Annotated in this window: 11 protein-coding genes; all 11 read left to right on the top strand. The window is 74.0% G+C overall.

Annotated elements, in window-relative coordinates; translation table 11 throughout:
* Window positions 1–45 precede the first annotated feature (45 nt).
* Window positions 46–1710 carry a sensor histidine kinase gene (locus ACFU74_RS02610; RefSeq protein WP_380750594.1) on the top strand — a complete coding sequence of 555 codons (1665 nt, stop codon included), beginning with the start codon at window positions 46–48 and terminating at the stop codon, window positions 1708–1710.
* Window positions 1710–2156: a roadblock/LC7 domain-containing protein gene (locus ACFU74_RS02605; RefSeq protein WP_380750591.1), complete on the top strand. Its 447-nt coding sequence runs from the start codon at window positions 1710–1712 to the stop codon at window positions 2154–2156. Before ACFU74_RS02610 ends, ACFU74_RS02605 begins: the two co-directional genes overlap by 1 nt.
* Window positions 2153–2542 (top strand): DUF742 domain-containing protein, encoded by a 390-nt coding sequence (locus ACFU74_RS02600; RefSeq protein WP_380750589.1) that lies wholly within the window; start codon window positions 2153–2155, stop codon window positions 2540–2542. Before ACFU74_RS02605 ends, ACFU74_RS02600 begins: the two co-directional genes overlap by 4 nt.
* The gene (locus tag ACFU74_RS02595) at window positions 2523–3203 is read left to right on the top strand and encodes an ATP/GTP-binding protein (RefSeq protein ID WP_380750588.1); all 681 of its coding nucleotides are present in this window, start codon (window positions 2523–2525) and stop codon (window positions 3201–3203) included. Before ACFU74_RS02600 ends, ACFU74_RS02595 begins: the two co-directional genes overlap by 20 nt.
* Window positions 3200–4444 carry a cytochrome P450 gene (locus ACFU74_RS02590; RefSeq protein ID WP_380750585.1) on the top strand — a complete coding sequence of 415 codons (1245 nt, stop codon included), beginning with the start codon at window positions 3200–3202 and terminating at the stop codon, window positions 4442–4444. The genes ACFU74_RS02595 and ACFU74_RS02590 overlap by 4 nt, the downstream gene beginning before the upstream one ends.
* Window positions 4445–4569: 125 nt before the next feature.
* Complete coding sequence (locus ACFU74_RS02585) at window positions 4570–5781, top strand: cytochrome P450 (RefSeq protein ID WP_380750583.1); 1212 nt, start codon at window positions 4570–4572, stop codon at window positions 5779–5781.
* 257 nt (window positions 5782–6038) lie between these two features.
* Window positions 6039–7454: an ABC transporter substrate-binding protein gene (locus ACFU74_RS02580; RefSeq protein WP_380750580.1), complete on the top strand. Its 1416-nt coding sequence runs from the start codon at window positions 6039–6041 to the stop codon at window positions 7452–7454.
* Window positions 7455–7628: 174 nt separating this feature from the next.
* Window positions 7629–8621, top strand: coding sequence for a carbohydrate ABC transporter permease (locus ACFU74_RS02575; protein ID WP_380750577.1), 993 nt, complete (start codon window positions 7629–7631; stop codon window positions 8619–8621).
* A complete protein-coding gene (locus ACFU74_RS02570; RefSeq protein WP_380750574.1) occupies window positions 8618–9535 on the top strand; it encodes a carbohydrate ABC transporter permease in 918 nt (305 codons plus the stop codon). Before ACFU74_RS02575 ends, ACFU74_RS02570 begins: the two co-directional genes overlap by 4 nt.
* 130 nt (window positions 9536–9665) lie before the next feature.
* Entirely contained in the window at window positions 9666–12836 is a 3171-nt protein-coding gene (locus ACFU74_RS02565; RefSeq protein WP_380750571.1) for an Ig-like domain-containing protein, read from the top strand.
* A 231-nt stretch (window positions 12837–13067) separates the two neighbouring features.
* Entirely contained in the window at window positions 13068–14732 is a 1665-nt protein-coding gene (locus ACFU74_RS02560) for a DUF4153 domain-containing protein (RefSeq protein ID WP_380750568.1), read from the top strand.
* Window positions 14733–14789 lie beyond the last annotated feature (57 nt).

The following is a 14789-nucleotide window of genomic DNA, read 5'->3' as shown; positions in this document are numbered from 1 at the left end:
GGCGGTCGCGCATTCGCCCGACCTTCTGCCGAGGACACCGCACCGATGACAGAACCCACCAGCCCCGACGGCGGGCCGCGCCGTCGACCCGACGTGCGCACCAGGGCCCTGATGGCGGCGGCCGCCCTGCTGGCGGCGGTGGCCGGGCCGGTCGGGGTGATGCGGGCGGTCGACGCAGGGCAGCCGCTGACCGCGGCCGCCGTGGCGGCGGTAGCCGTCCTCTGGCTGATCGCCGTCTGGCAGGCCGGGAGCGCCACCGAGCGGGCCCGGCGGCTGGAGGCCGAGCTGGCCGCCAAGGACGACGAGGCCATGGCGGCGCTGGTCGTCGCCGGTACGGCCCGGCAGGGCGAGGCGGGCGCCAGGGCGCGGGCCGCCGCCGCGGAGGCCGAGCGGGACGAGGCGCGGACCGCGCTCGGGCGGGCCGAGGAGCAGGTCACCGCGGCCCGCGCGGACGCGGCCAGGGCCCGGGCCGAGGCCGAGGCGGAGCGCGCCGAGCGGGCCGTCCTGGACCGGATGGCCGACGAGGTGCTGCCCGAGGTGGTGAAGCGGCTGCGCACCGGCGCGACCGTGGACAGCGCGCTGGCCGCCCACCGCGAGCACCCCCAGCGCGCGCTGCTGCGCGCTGTCGCGGTGGAGATCGGCCGCGGCGAGAAGCTGCGGGCCGCCGCGCTGGCCGTCTGCGCGACCGCGGCCGGCCGGGTCCAGGCGCTCGCCACGAGCATGCACGCGGAGCTGCGCGAGATGCAGCACCGGCACGACGAGGAGGTCCTCGGCGACCTGCTGAGCCTGGACCACGCCACCGCGCAGGCGGGCCGGATGGCCGACAGCATCGCGGTGCTCACCGGCGCCCGCTCCGGTCGGCGCTGGGGCAAGCCGATCCCGGTGGAGTCGGTGCTGCGCGGCGCGCTCGGCCGGATCGGGGCCTACCAGCGGGTGCGGCTGCACAACGCGAGCACGGCCGCGGTGGCCGGGTTCGCCGCCGAGGGCGTGATGCACGCGCTGGCCGAACTGCTGGACAACGCGACCAACTTCTCCGCCCCGCCGGCCGAGGTCCACGTCTACGTCGAGGAGGTGCCGGCCGGTCTGGCGATCGCCGTCGAGGACAGCGGCCTGGGCCTGAGCGACAGCTGGCTGCGCCGTGCCGAGCAGGCCGTCTCGGCGGAGCCGCTGGACCTCACCGCGCTGTCGGCGGGCACCCGGATCGGCCTCGCGGTGGTCGGGGTGCTGGCCCGCAAGCACGGGCTGCAGATCTCCTTCCGGCCCTCGGCGCGCGGCGGCACCGGCGTGGTGATGCTGATCCCGCAGCAGCTGGTCACCCAGCCCGCGGCGCCGCCGGCCCCGGCGTCCACGCCGGTACCCGCGCCCGCCGAACGGGCCGCGCGCCCCGCGCTCACCCCGGCCCGTCCGGCGCCCGCCGCGCCGACCGCGCCCGCCGCTCCCGCGCAGGCCCCCGCCGCGCGGGTGACGGACAGCGGGCTGCCGCAGCGCCGTCGCGGCCAGACGCTCGGCTCGGCCGCCCCCGCGGCCGCCCCGGCCGACCGGTCCGCCCGGCCCGACGCGGCGGGTGCCGCCGCCCGGTTCGGCGCCTTCCGCCGGGCCGCCCTGCCGGCCGGGGACACGGCGCCGGCCACGGACGCCCCGGCCACCCCGTCCGCCGCCGACCCCGTCCCCGCGTCCGACGTTTCCCCCGTCACCGAGAAGGACTCCTGATGAGCAGTGCCACCGACCGCGACCTCGACTGGCTGTTGGAGAACCTGCTGACCAACACCCCCGGCACCAGGCACGCCCTGGTGCTCTCCGCCGACGGCCTCAAGCTCTGCCACACCTCCGGCCTCGGCAACGACCGGGCCGACCAGCTCGCCGCCATCGCCTCCGGCCTGCAGAGCCTGGCGCACGGCGCGTCCATCGAGTTCGGCGACGGCACCGGCGGGGTGCGGCAGTCGATGACCGAGTTCCACGGCGGCGTGCTGTGCATCGTGGCGGCCGGCGAGGGCGCCCACCTCGCCGTGGTCACCGACGAGGACGCCGACGTCGGCGTGGTCGGCCACAACATGCACGGCCTGATCGAGCAGATCGGCGTCCACCTCAGCGCCCCCGCCCGGGAGGACGCCGAGGGCCCGGACGGCCGGGCGGCCGACGGAAGCGCCCCGGCATGAGCGGGGGCGGGGGGAGCACCGACGGGCGGCCGGCCGTGCCGGGCCGGGACGACGACCCGGACCGCCTGTACACCATCACCAGGGGCCGCAGCCGGGCCCCGGAGAACGCGTTCGACCTGGTCACGCTGATCGTCGCCGAGCGGGAGCCGGCGTCGGGCATGCAGTCGGAGCACGCGCGCATCCTGCGGATGTGCGAGGCGCCGACCGCCGTGGTGGAGGTCGCCGCGGAGCTGGCGCTGCCGGTGTCGGTGGTGAAGATCCTCCTCGGCGACCTGCTGGAGGCCGGGTCGATCACCGCCCGCCACCCCCGGTTCGCGCCCACCAGGGCCAGGCTGCCCGATCTCGACACGCTGAAGCAGGTGCTGCATGGACTCCAACAGCTCTGAGGGCCGGGACGCGCGCCCGAGCGGGCGGACGCCGCTGCGCCGCACCGCCGACAACGCGCTGAAGATCGTCGTGGTCGGCGGCTTCGGCGTCGGCAAGACCACCCTGGTCGGCGCGGTCAGCGAGATCCGTCCGCTGAACACCGAGGAGGTGATGACCAAGGCCGGCGAGGGGATCGACGACCCCACCGGCGCCTGGGGCAAGCGGTCCACCACGGTCGCGTTCGACTTCGGCCGGATCACCCTCTCCGCCAGCCAGGTGCTGTACCTGTTCGGGGCGCCGGGGCAGGAGCGGTTCTGGTTCCTCTGGGACCGGCTGTTCAGCGGCGCCCTGGGCGCGGTCGTGCTGGTGGACACCCGGCGGCTGGAGGACTCCTGGTACGCCATCGACCGGCTGGAGCACCACGGCACCCCGTTCATCGTCGCCCGCAACAACTTCGGCGAGCCGGCCCACACCCTGGAGCAGGTCCGCGAGGCGCTCGACCTGCCGCCCGAGGTGCCGCTGGTGGACTGCGACGCCCGGGACCGGGAGTCCGGCAAGCAGGTGCTGATCGAGCTGGTCCGCCATCTGACCGCCCGGGTCGAGGCCGAGTCGGCGGGCCGTCCCGCCCCCGGCGCCGCCGCCGTCCCCGTCCTTGACGTCCTTGAGGAGAGCACCCCGTGACCGAGCCCGCCGCCACCCCGCCGCCGGGCTGCCCGGCGCACGCCGGTGCCGTCCCGCTGTACGGGCCGCGCTTCCAGACCGACCCCTCCCAGGTCTACCGCGAGATGCGGGCCGCGCACGGCCCGGTCGCGCCGGTGGAGCTGGCCGGCGGGGTGCCGGCCTGGCTGGTGATCGGCTACCGCGAACTCCAACTGGTCACGGGTCAGCCGCAGCTGTTCGGCCGGGACTCCTCCCGCTGGACGGGCTGGGCGGCGATCCCCGAGGACTGGCCGCTGAAGCCGATGATGGCCCCGGCGCCGTCGATCCTCTACGCCGAGGGCGAGGAGCACGTCCGGCGCTCGCGGGCGGTCACCGACGCGCTGGCCGCCGTCGACCCGTACGAGCTGCGCAAGCACTGCGAGGAGCTCGCCGACCGGCTGATCGACGGGTTCGCCGGGCGCGGCGAGGCCGACCTGGTCGCCGAGTACGCGCACCGGCTGCCGCTGCTGGTGCTCTGCCGGGTGCTCGGGCTCAGCGAGGAGCAGGCGCCGGTGCTCATCGGCGCCCTGCTGACCATGCTGGACGGCGGCGCGGACGCGCCGGCCGGTGCGCAGCGGCTGCTCGCGGTGATGCTGGAGCTGGTCGAGGAGAAGGCCGCGCACCCGGGCGACGACGTCGCCTCGCGGATGCTGGCGCACCCGGCCGGCCTGACCCACGAGGAGATCATGCGGGACCTGCGGGTGCTGCTGATCGCCGGCCACCAGCCCTGCTCGTACTGGGTCTCCAACGCGCTGCGGCTGATGCTCACCGACGAGCGGTTCGCCGCCTCGCTGTCCGGCGGGCGGCGCAGCATCAGCCAGGCGCTGAACGAGGCGCTCTGGGAGGACACCCCGACGCAGATCTTCGCCGGCCGCTGGGCGGTCCGGGACACCCGGCTGGGCGGGCAGCGGATCGCCGCCGGGGACATGCTGCTGCTGGGCTTCGCGGGTGCCAACGCGGATCCGTCGGTGCGCCAGGCGGACGGGCGGCCGGCCGACGGCAACCGCGCGTACCTGAGCTACTCGTACGGCGAGCACGGCTGCCCGTTCCCGGCGCAGGAGGCGGCCGAGGTGATCGCGACGACGGCGGTCGAGGTGCTGCTGGACCGGTTGCCGGACCTGCGGCTTGCGGTGGCCGAGCACGCGCTGGTGTGGCGGCCGTCGGCCTGGGTGCGGGGGCTGGTGGCGCTGCCGGTGTCGTTCACGCCGGGGTACGCGGGCTGACGCGCGAGCACGGCGCGGACCCGGGGCCGCAGGGCCCCGGGCGCCTCGGGGCCGCAGGACCCCGGTGACTCCGGGACCGCCGGACCTCGGAACCGCAGGACCGAACCGAAGGAGAGCTGTATCCGATGACCGTCCCCGCCCCGATCGCCCTCGACCCGCTGGCGCGCGACAACGCCGCCGAGGGCGCGCTGCTGCGCGCCGCAGGACCGGTGGTGCCGGTGGAACTGCCCGGCGGTGTCGCCGCCTGGGCGGTGACCCGGCACGCCGCCGCCCGTGAGCTGCTGACCGACGCCCGGCTGGTGAAGGACGCCCGGCACTGGGCGGCGTACCAGCGCGGGGACGTGCCGAAGACCTGGCCGCTGATCGGCCTGGCGGTGCCGGGCCCGAGCATGGTGACCACCGACGGCGCCGAGCACCGCCGGCTTCGCGCCCTGGTGGCGCACGCGTTCACCCCGCGCCAGGTGGAGCTGATGCGCCCGCGGGTCGAGGCGATCACCCGCGACCTGCTGGACATCCTGGCGGCGGGGGAGCCGGTGGTGGACCTGAAGTCGGCCTTCGCCTTCCCGCTGCCGATGACGGTGATCTGCTCGCTGCTGGGCGTGCCGGAGTCGGAGCACGGCCGTCTGCGGGACCTCTACGAGCGGTTCTTCGGCGCCCGGCCGAACCCGGAGGGCATCCAGGCGACCATCGCGGGGCTGAACGCCTTCGTCAACGGCGTGGTGGCGCAGCGCCGCGCGGCCCCGGGCGACGACCTGGCGAGCGTGCTGCTGCTGGCCGACGCGGAGGGCGGGGCGCTGACCGACGCGGAAGCGGCGGCGACCCTGCGGGTGATCATCGCGGCGGGTCACGAGACCACGGTGAACCTGATCGGCAACGCGGTGCGGGCGCTGCTCGCGCACCCGGACCAGCTGGCGCTGGTGCGGGAGGGGAAGGCCGGCTGGGACGCGGTGGTGGAGGAGTCGCTCCGCTGGACGCCGCCGACCAGCAACTTCCTATTCCGGTTCGCCGCCGAGGACGTGCCGGTGGGCGGCACGGTGATCCCGCGCGGCGAACCGGTGCTGATCTCGTACAACGCGATCGGCCGGGACCCGGCGCAGCACGGGGTGACCGCCGAGGTGTTCGACGTCACCCGTGACCCGGCCCGGCACCTGTCGTTCGGGCACGGCCCGCACGTCTGCCCGGGCTCGCCGCTGGCCCGGCTGGAGGCCGGGATCGCGCTGCCGGCGTTGTTCGAGCGGTTCCCGGACCTCTCGCTGGCGGTGCCGGACGAGGAGCTGCGGCCGAGCGGCTCGCTGGTGGTGAACGCGCTGAAGGAGCTTCCGGTCCGGCTCTTCTGACGAAGAATCGTTTCTCCTTGTGATGTTCGGCCCCGTCCGGTCCTTCCCGGCGGGGCCGAACCGGCTTGCGGGTCACAACTGGGGCACACGGGAGCGAAGGCCGCGATCGGACCTTGGCGGCACGTGGCGGCTGCGTTAACGTCTTTGGATCGGCCGGCCGCCGCGTCCATGTCGAACGTCGAATGTCGAACTCCGGTACAGCGCAATGTCGTTCTGTCGTACAGCCGAGCGTTCACGCCCTGGCGAGGAGGACCGCATTGACTCCCACCCCGACCGTGCCGTCCACGACTGCGGTGCCCGCGGCCGCATCCGCAGCACGGCGCCGCCGACCGGCCGCCGTGGCCCTGCTGGCCGTCGCGGCCCTGACCGCGGCCTGTACCAACAGCTCCGGCGGCTCCGGAAGTTCGGGAGGGTCGGGCGGTGGCCAGACCCTGTTCGGTGACTGCGCCAAGTACCAGCCGTACGCCGGCCACTCGGGCAGGACGGTGACGGTCTTCGCCTCGATCCTCAGCCCCGAGTCGGACAACCTGGAGAAGTCCTGGGCGGACTTCAGCAAGTGCACCGGCATCAGGATCAGCTACGAGGGCAGCAACGACTTCGAGTCCCAGTTGCCGGTGCGGGTGAGCGGCAACAACGCCCCGGACTTCGCGATCATCCCGCAGCCCGGCCTGCTGGCGCAGATGGTCAAGAGCGGCAAGGTGGCCAAGCCGCCCGAGCAGACGGTGGCCAACCAGGCGAAGTGGAGCCCGGTCTGGAAGACCTACGGCTCGGTCAACGGCACCTTCTACGCCGCGCCGATGAGCGCCAACATGAAGTCCCTGGTCTGGTACTCGCCCAAGGCCTTCAAGCAGGCCGGCTACACCGTGCCCAAGACCTGGGCCGACCTGATGGCGCTCAGCGACCGGATCGCCAAGGCCGGCGGCGGCAAGCCGTGGTGCGGCGGCATCGCCTCCGGCACGGCCACCGGCTGGCCGGCCACCGACTGGCTGGAGGAGGTGGTCCTCGGCTCGCACGGCGGCGAGGTGTACGACCAGTGGGTCAACCACCAGGTGAAGTTCTCCGACGAGAAGATCACCGCGGCGATGAAGACGGTCGCCGACTGGATGCAGAACCCGGCCTGGGTCAACGGCGGCTACGGCGACGTGAAGTCGATCGCCACCACGACCTTCCAGGACGCGGGCACGCCGATCCTCACCGGCAAGTGCTTCATGCTCCAGCAGGCGTCCTTCTACAAGGCGCAGTGGCCCAAGGACACCCGGATCGGTCCCGAGGGCGACATCTTCGCCTTCAACCTGCCGGCGGTGAACCCGTCGGTGCCCAACCCGGTCGAGGGCGGCGGGGAGTTCCTCACCGCGTTCGCGAGCCGGCCCGAGGTGCAGGCGGTGCAGAACTACCTGTCCAGCAGCGACTGGGCGAGCAGCCGGGTGCGGACCGCGACCGGCTGGGTTTCGGCCAACCAGGGCGTGGACAAGAGCCTGTACACCGATCCGATCGACCGGATCTCCGCCGACGCGCTCACCGACCCGACGGCGACGTTCCGGTTCGACGGCTCGGACCTGATGCCGGCCGCGGTCGGTTCCGGGCAGGAATGGAAGTCGCTCACCGCCTGGTTCGCCGAGGGCCAGTCGATCCAGAAGACCGCCGCGGACATCGACGCCGCCTGGCCGCAGTAGCGGCGCGCGTCACAGGACCACCTGCCGAAGGGCGGTGCGGGACCACCCACCCGCACCGCCCGCCCCTCCCTGCCCTCCCCTCCGTGCGCTCCCCGCCGCGCCCTGTACGGGAAGGCACCACTCCCGCTCTCCGCCCTCCGTACTCCGCCCTCCGTTGGGAAAGGACGTCCCGTCATGTCCCTCTCCGCCGGCGCCTGGGGCGACGCGATGGTCAAGTTCGGCAACGGCTTCGGAGCGATCGCCGGCTTCCTGGGCGTCCTGTTGCTGGTCTTCCTGGCCGCCGGGCGCGCCTCCGGTCGGATCGCCCGCCCGCTGGCCGTCCTGGTCCTGCTCGGCCCGGCGGTGGTGCTGCTGCTGGTCGGCCTGATCGCGCCACTGGTCCGCACGGTCTACCTGAGCCTGTACAACGACGACAGCAGCCGCTTCGTCGGCGGCGAGAACTTCGGCTGGGCGTTCACCAACGACCCGATGCGCGAGGTGCTGGTCAACACCCTGCTCTGGCTGGTGGTCGTTCCGCTGGCGGCCACCGTGCTCGGCCTCGTCCTGGCCCTGCTGGTGGACCGGATGCGCGGCCAGGCGGTCTACAAGTCGCTGATCTTCATGCCGATGGCGATCTCGCTGGTCGGCGCGTCGATCATCTTCAAGTTCGTCTACGAGGCGCGCGACCCCTCGCAGCAGCAGATCGGCCTGCTCAGCCAGACGGCGATCGCGCTGGGCTGGGACGATCCGCCGAACTGGATGCTCTCCCAGCCGCTCAACACCTTCCTGCTGATGGCCGTGATGGTGTGGGTGCAGACCGGCTTCGCGATGGTCGTCCTCTCGGCGGCGATCAAGGCGATCCCGGACGACGTCACCGAGGCGGCCCGGCTGGACGGCGCCCAGGGCGTGCGGCTGTTCTGGTACGTCACGGTGCCGATGATCCGCACCACGACGGTGGTGGTGCTCACCACGGTGATGATCACCACGCTGAAGGCCTTCGACATCGTCCGCACCATGACCGGCGGCAACTTCGGCACCCAGGTGCTGGCCAACGAGATGTACTCGCAGTCCTTCGTCCAGTTCAACACCGGGCGGGGCAGCGCGCTGGCGGTGATCCTCTTCCTCGCGGTGCTGCCGCTGGTGGCCTACAACATCCTCCAGCTGCGCAAGGAGCGTGCGGTCCGATGAGCGTACGGCGCGACGGCAACGCCGTCCGGAAGGCCTTCTCCTCCCCGCTCGCCTCGGTCTTCGTGATCGCGGTGACGGTGCTGTGGACCGTCCCCACCATCGGTCTGCTGGTCACCTCGCTGCGTCCCGAGCAGGACGTCACCACCGACGGCTGGTGGAACGCCCTGCTCCATCCCGACCTCGGCCTGGACAACTACCACACGGTGCTGTTCGAGGGCGGATCCGGTGTCTCCACCGGTCTGATGCCCTTCCTGGTGAACTCGCTGGCGATCAGCGTGCCGGCCACCGTCTTCCCGCTGGTGCTGGCGGCGATGGCCGCGTACGTGCTGGCCTGGGTGCGGTTCCGGGGCAGCGACACGCTGTTCTTCGTGGTCTTCGCGCTCCAGGTGGTGCCGATCCAGATGGCGCTGATCCCGCTGCTCAAGCTGTTCTCGGGCGGGGTGCACCTGGGCCCGCTGACGCTGCTGCCCGCGCTGGACCTCAAGGGCACCTACGCGCCGGTCTGGCTGGCGCACACCATGTTCGCGCTGCCGCTGGCGATCTTCCTGCTGCACAACTTCATCGCCCAGCTGCCGCGCGACCTGATGGAGGCGGCGGTCGTGGACGGCGCCTCGCACTTCAGGATCTTCCGCTCCGTCGTGCTGCCGCTCTGCACCCCCGCGCTGGCCTCGTTCGCGATCTTCCAGTTCCTCTGGGTCTGGAACGACCTGCTGGTGGCGCTCACCTTCGCGGGCGGCACGCCGGACGTGGCTCCGATGACGGTCCGGCTGGCGCAGCTGTCCGGCTCCTTCGGCGGGCGGTGGGAGCTGCTCACGGCGGGGGCGTTCCTGTCGATCGTGATCCCGCTGGTGGTGTTCTTCGCGCTCCAGCGGTACTTCGTGCGAGGGCTGCTGGCCGGCTCGGTCAAGGGCTGACGCCGCTCTCCCCGGGGAGCGTCGGGTTTCACGCCGTTCTACGGCGAATGTGGCGATTTCGTGGACACGGTCGGCGGGCAGCCGGTACACCGTTGTGGGGAGTCGGCCGAGGTGACACAGGGGGGCGGTCATGGCGAACACGGGCAGGGGCGGGCACAGGGGTGGCGGGTGGTGGGGGCGCCGGGCCGTGGGCCTGCTGGCGGCCCTCGCCACGGCGGCGGCGCTGGCCGTCGGACCGGGCGCGCCCCCGGCGGCGGCCGTCACGGCGACACTGGGCAGCACCGAGCCCGGTACCGCCGTCGACACCGCGGACTCCCACTACCTCAACGCCTCGCGCTACGTGACCGGTTCGTCCGGCGGCACGGTCAGCAGCATCTCGGTGTACGTGGAGAGCGTGGACGCCGCGCCCGGCAACAGGTTCCAGACGGCGGTCTACCAGGACAACGGCGGCAGCCCGGGCGCCCTGCTGGCGAGCAGCGCCACCGCCACCCTCGCCGGGCCGGGCTGGAACACCGTCGCGGTGGCGGCCACCCTGGCCGCCAACACCCCCTACTGGCTGGCCTACAACACCAACGGCTCCAACCCGTCCGTCAACAACCTCCGCTACCGTCCGGGCGGCACCAGCGCCTACGGCAACGGCGGGCAGCCGTTCGGCAGTTGGCCGGCCACCGTGGGCCCGGTGAGCACCAGTCCGACGAGCTTCTCGATCTACGCCACGTACACCGCCGAGGTGGCCCCGCCGCAGGTCCCGGGCGCCGGGCCGGGCGGGGAGGGCCCGGTCCTGCTGGTCACCAGCCAGGCCGACCCGTACACCCGCTACCTGGCGGAGATCCTCAAGGCGGAGGGGCTGAACGCCTACCGCCAGGTGGACATCTCCGCCGTCACCGGCGCCGTGCTGGCCTCCGCCGACGTGGTGCTGCTCGGCGAGATGCCGCTCACCGCCGCCCAGGCGAACCTGTTCGGCAGCTGGACCAACGGCGGCGGACGGCTGGTGGCGATGCGCCCGGACAAGCAGCTCGCGCCGCTGTTCGGGCTCACCCCGGCGGCCGGCACCCGCGCCGACGCCTACCTCAAGGTCGACACCGGCGCCGCGCCCGGCGCCGGGATCACCGGTGCCACCATGGGCTACCACGGCGCCGCCGACCTCTACACGCTGAACGGCGCCACCGCCGTCGCCACCCTGTACAGCGACGCCACGACCGCGACCGCCAACCCCGCGGTCACCCTGCGCGCCACCGGCGCCGGCCGGGCCGCCGCGTTCAGCTACGACCTCGCCAAGTCCGTGGTGCAGACCCGCCAGGGCAACCCCGCCTGGGCCGGCCAGCAGCGCGACGGCGTCGACGGCTACCAGGCCAGCGAGATGTTCTTCGGCACGGACGGCCAACCGGACTGGAACGACCTGGACAAGGCGCTGATCCCGATCGCCGACGAGCAGCAGCGGCTGCTCGCCAACCTGCTCACCCAGCTGGCCTCCGGCGACAAGCCGCTGCCCCGGTTCTGGTACTTCCCGCGCGACGTCAAGGCCGTGGTGGTGATGACCGGCGACGACCACGGCGTCGGCGGCACGGCCGGCCGCTGGGACGGCTACCTCGCGCAGAGCCCGCCCGGCTGCTCGGTCGCCGACTGGGAGTGCGTGCGCGGCTCCTCGTACATCTACCCGGAGGACCCGCTGACCCCGGCCCAGGCCAAGGCGTACAGCGACCAGGGCTTCGAGATCGGCGTGCACATCACCACCGACTGCCGGCCCTGGGGCACCGCCTCGGCCCTGCAGAGCCGCTACCGGGACCAGCTGGCCGCCTGGCGGGCCGCGTACCCGGGGCTGCCGAACCCGGCGAGCAGCCGGACGCACTGCGTGGAGTGGGACGACTGGGCCACCCAGGCGAAGACCAAGCTGGCCAACGGGATCCGGCTGGACACCGACTACTACTTCTACCCGTCGAGCTTCACCCGGGACCGGCCCGGCTACTTCAACGGCACGGCGCAGATCATGCGCTTCGCCGACACCGACGGCGGTGTGATCGACGCGTACCAGGCCACCACCCAGCTCACCGACGAGTCCGGCCAGTCGTACCCGGGCACCGTCACCACCCTGCTCGACGCCGCGTACGGCGCGCAGGGCTACTACGCGGCGCTGACCGCCAACCTCCACACCGACTTCGCCGCCTCCGCCGCCTCGGACGCGGTGATCGCCGCCGCCAAGGCGCGGGGCGTGCCGGTGGTGTCCGGGCGGCAGATGCTCACCTGGCTGGACGGGCGCAACGGCTCGGCGTTCGCGAAGCTCGCCTGGCACGCGGCCGCCGGGGGCGGGGGCTCGCTGACCTTCGACATCACCGGCGGGGCCAACGGGCTGCGCGCGATGCTGCCGTTCAACGCGGCCTCCGGCACGCTCACCGGCATCACCTCCGGCGGCCGCCCGGTGCCGTACCGGGTCGAGACGGTGAAGGGCGTGGCGTACGCGTTCTTCGACGGCGCGGTGGGCGCGTACGCGGCCGAGTACGGCCATGACTCCACCGCGCCGACGGTGACCGGCACCACGCCGGCCGCGGGCGCGAGCGGGGTGGCGCCGGGCACGGCGGTGCGGTTCTCCTTCGGCGAGCCGCTGGACCCGGCGAGCGTGACCGGCGGGTCGGTCACCCTGCGGCCCACGGCGGGCGGCGCGGCCGTCGCGGGGACGGTCGGCCTCGACCCGGCGGCGAACGGGGTGGTGTTCACCCCGGCCGCCCCGCTCGCGCCGACCACCGGGTACACCGCGAGCGTCCAGGGCGTGCGGGACCTCTCGGGGAACGCCTCGGCGACGCCGTACGCGTTCACGTTCACCACCGGGGGAGCGGAGCCGCGGACCATCGGCAACCCGGCGGTGGGCTCGCTGACCGACGACACCGACTCCAACCACCTCAACGGCAGCCGGGTGACGACCGGCGCCGACCCGGTGGCGCTCACCTCGCTGAGCGTGCACGTCGGCCCGGTCGGCGCGGCTCCCGGCAACCGGTACCAGTTGGCCGTCTACACCGATGAGGCCGGCTCGCCCGGGGCGCTGGTGGCCACCACGGCGACCGGGACGCTGACCGCCAACGCGTGGAACTCGCTGCCGCTGGACCTCACGCTGAGCGCCGGCACCTCGTACTGGTTCGTCTACAACAGCAACGGGACGAGTTCGACGGTCAACAACATGCACTACTCGACGGGTGCCGCCGGACAGGGCGCTTACAGCAACACGGTGGTGCCGTTCGGTACGTGGCCGGCGGACTTCGGGCCGGCCGTGAAGGACGCGTTCCGGTACTCGCTGTACGGGACGTACTGACGGGGGCGGCGCGGGGCCGCCTGCGTCCGGGAGCGCGCCGGGACCTCGGACCCGGCTCTGTCACAGGGGTGTGACGGGGCCGGGTCCAGTCTTTTTGAACTTGTTCAGAATGGTCTACAGTCGGCTTCGGCCGTGGTGCCCGGTGTCCTGCCGGTGTGGTTCCGCGTGCCCGTCGGCGGACCGCCCGGAGGGCGGCTTCCGCACGCCCACCCGACCTCTGAGGGGGAGACCATGTCCGGATTCAGCACGCCGGCGGCGGACGGAGTGCCGCCCGGCGGCGCCGGGGCCGGTTCCGCTGCCGGGACCGCACCCGGCTTCGGCCCGGCTCTCGGCTACGGGCCCGGACCCGGGTCCGGTGGGTCCCGCGCACCCCAGGTGCCCGCGCCGCGGCCGTTCGCCTGGCTGCGGCCCAGTGACCCGGACCGGAAGGCCCCGGCCACCGGCCGGACGGTGCTGGCGGCGGTGCTCACCGGCCTGCTGGCGTCCGTGCTGCTGATGGACGGACTCGGCGTCAACCTGCTGCTCTGCGCGGCGCTCGCCACCGTCGGTGCCGGGACGGCCGCCCGCGCGGCGGGCCGCCGGCTGCGCGTCTGGACCGCCGCGTGGAGCGCGCTCGCGCTCGCCCTGCTGGCCGTCCCGGCGCTGTACGAGGCCGGCTGGCCGGTGGTGCTGAGCACGGTCTGGGCCGTCGGGCTGGCCTCGCTGGCGTTGTACGGCGGGCGGCGCTGGAGCGGCGTCCTGCTCGCACTGCCCGGCCTGCTCTGGCAGCTCGTGCCGGCTCTCGGGTGGGCCCGGCGGAGCCTGCGCGGCAGCGGCGGGAACGCCCGCGGCCGGGTGGCTCCGGTGCTCAAGGGCGGCCTGGTGGCGGCCGTGCTGCTGGCGGTCTTCGGCACCCTGTTCGCCGGCGCCGACGCGGCCATGGCCGAAGTCCTCGGGAGTCTCGTGCCCAGCCTGGACCTCGGCGAACTCCCGTCCCGGGTGGCCCTGTTCGTGCTCGGCCTGGCCGCCGCCCTGGGCTTCGCCCACATCGCGGCCGGCCCCCGCCGCTGGGACCGCACCCCGGTCCGGCCGGGCCGGGCCAGGAGCCGGCTGGAGTGGGCGCTGCCGCTGGCCGCGCTGAACCTGATGTTCGGCGCCTTCGCGGTGGTGCAGGCGGTGGTGGTGCTCGGCGGCGGCGAGTCGGTGCTGGAGCGGACCGGGATGAGCCGCTCCGAGTACGCCCGGCAGGGCTTCTGGCAACTGCTCGTGATCACCGTGCTGACCCTGGTGGTGGTCGCGCTCGCCAAGCGCTGGGCGCCGCGGGCGACCGGGGCCGACCGTCGGCTCGCACGGCTGCTGCTCGGCGCGCTCTGCCTGCTCACCCTGGTCGTGGTGGCCTCGGCGCTCGGGCGGATGTGGTTCTACGTGGACGCCTCCGGGCTCACCGCGCTGCGGCTCTGGGTGCTGGCGGTCGAGCTCTGGCTGGGCGTGGTCTTCCTGCTGCTGATCGCGGCGGGCCTCACCCCGTCGGCCGGCTGGCTGCCGCGCGCGGTGGTGCTCAGCGCGGCGCTGGCCGCCGCCGGGTACGGGCTGGTCGGGCCGGACGCGCTGGTCGCGGAGCACAACGTGGCCCGCTTCGAGCGGACCGGGCAGATCGACCTGCGCAACGTCCGCGGCCTCTCGCCGGACGCCGTCCCGGCCCTGGACCGGCTGCCGGGGGACTACCGGACCTGCGCGCTCGGCGTCATCGCCTCCGACCTGGCGCAGGCCGGCCCCGCCCCCTGGTACGCCGCCAGCCTGGCCGGGGCGCGGGCCCGGGACATCCTCGCCGAGCGCCCGCCGGCCGACCGCCTCACGGGGCGGGAGTACGCCTGCGACCGGGTCGGGCTCCGCCACGAGTTCACCTTCGGCGGCTGAACCGGGCCCGGACCGGCCGGGTGGCTGCGGGAACGGCGAGGGGCCGGCCGGGAGCGT

Origin of the sequence: Kitasatospora sp. NPDC057500, assembly GCF_042802195.1 — a bacterium.
Taxonomy (GTDB): Bacteria; Actinomycetota; Actinomycetes; order Streptomycetales; family Streptomycetaceae; genus Kitasatospora.
Note: the sequence above shows the minus strand (reverse complement) of the source record. Positions and strands in the feature narration are given on the sequence as shown.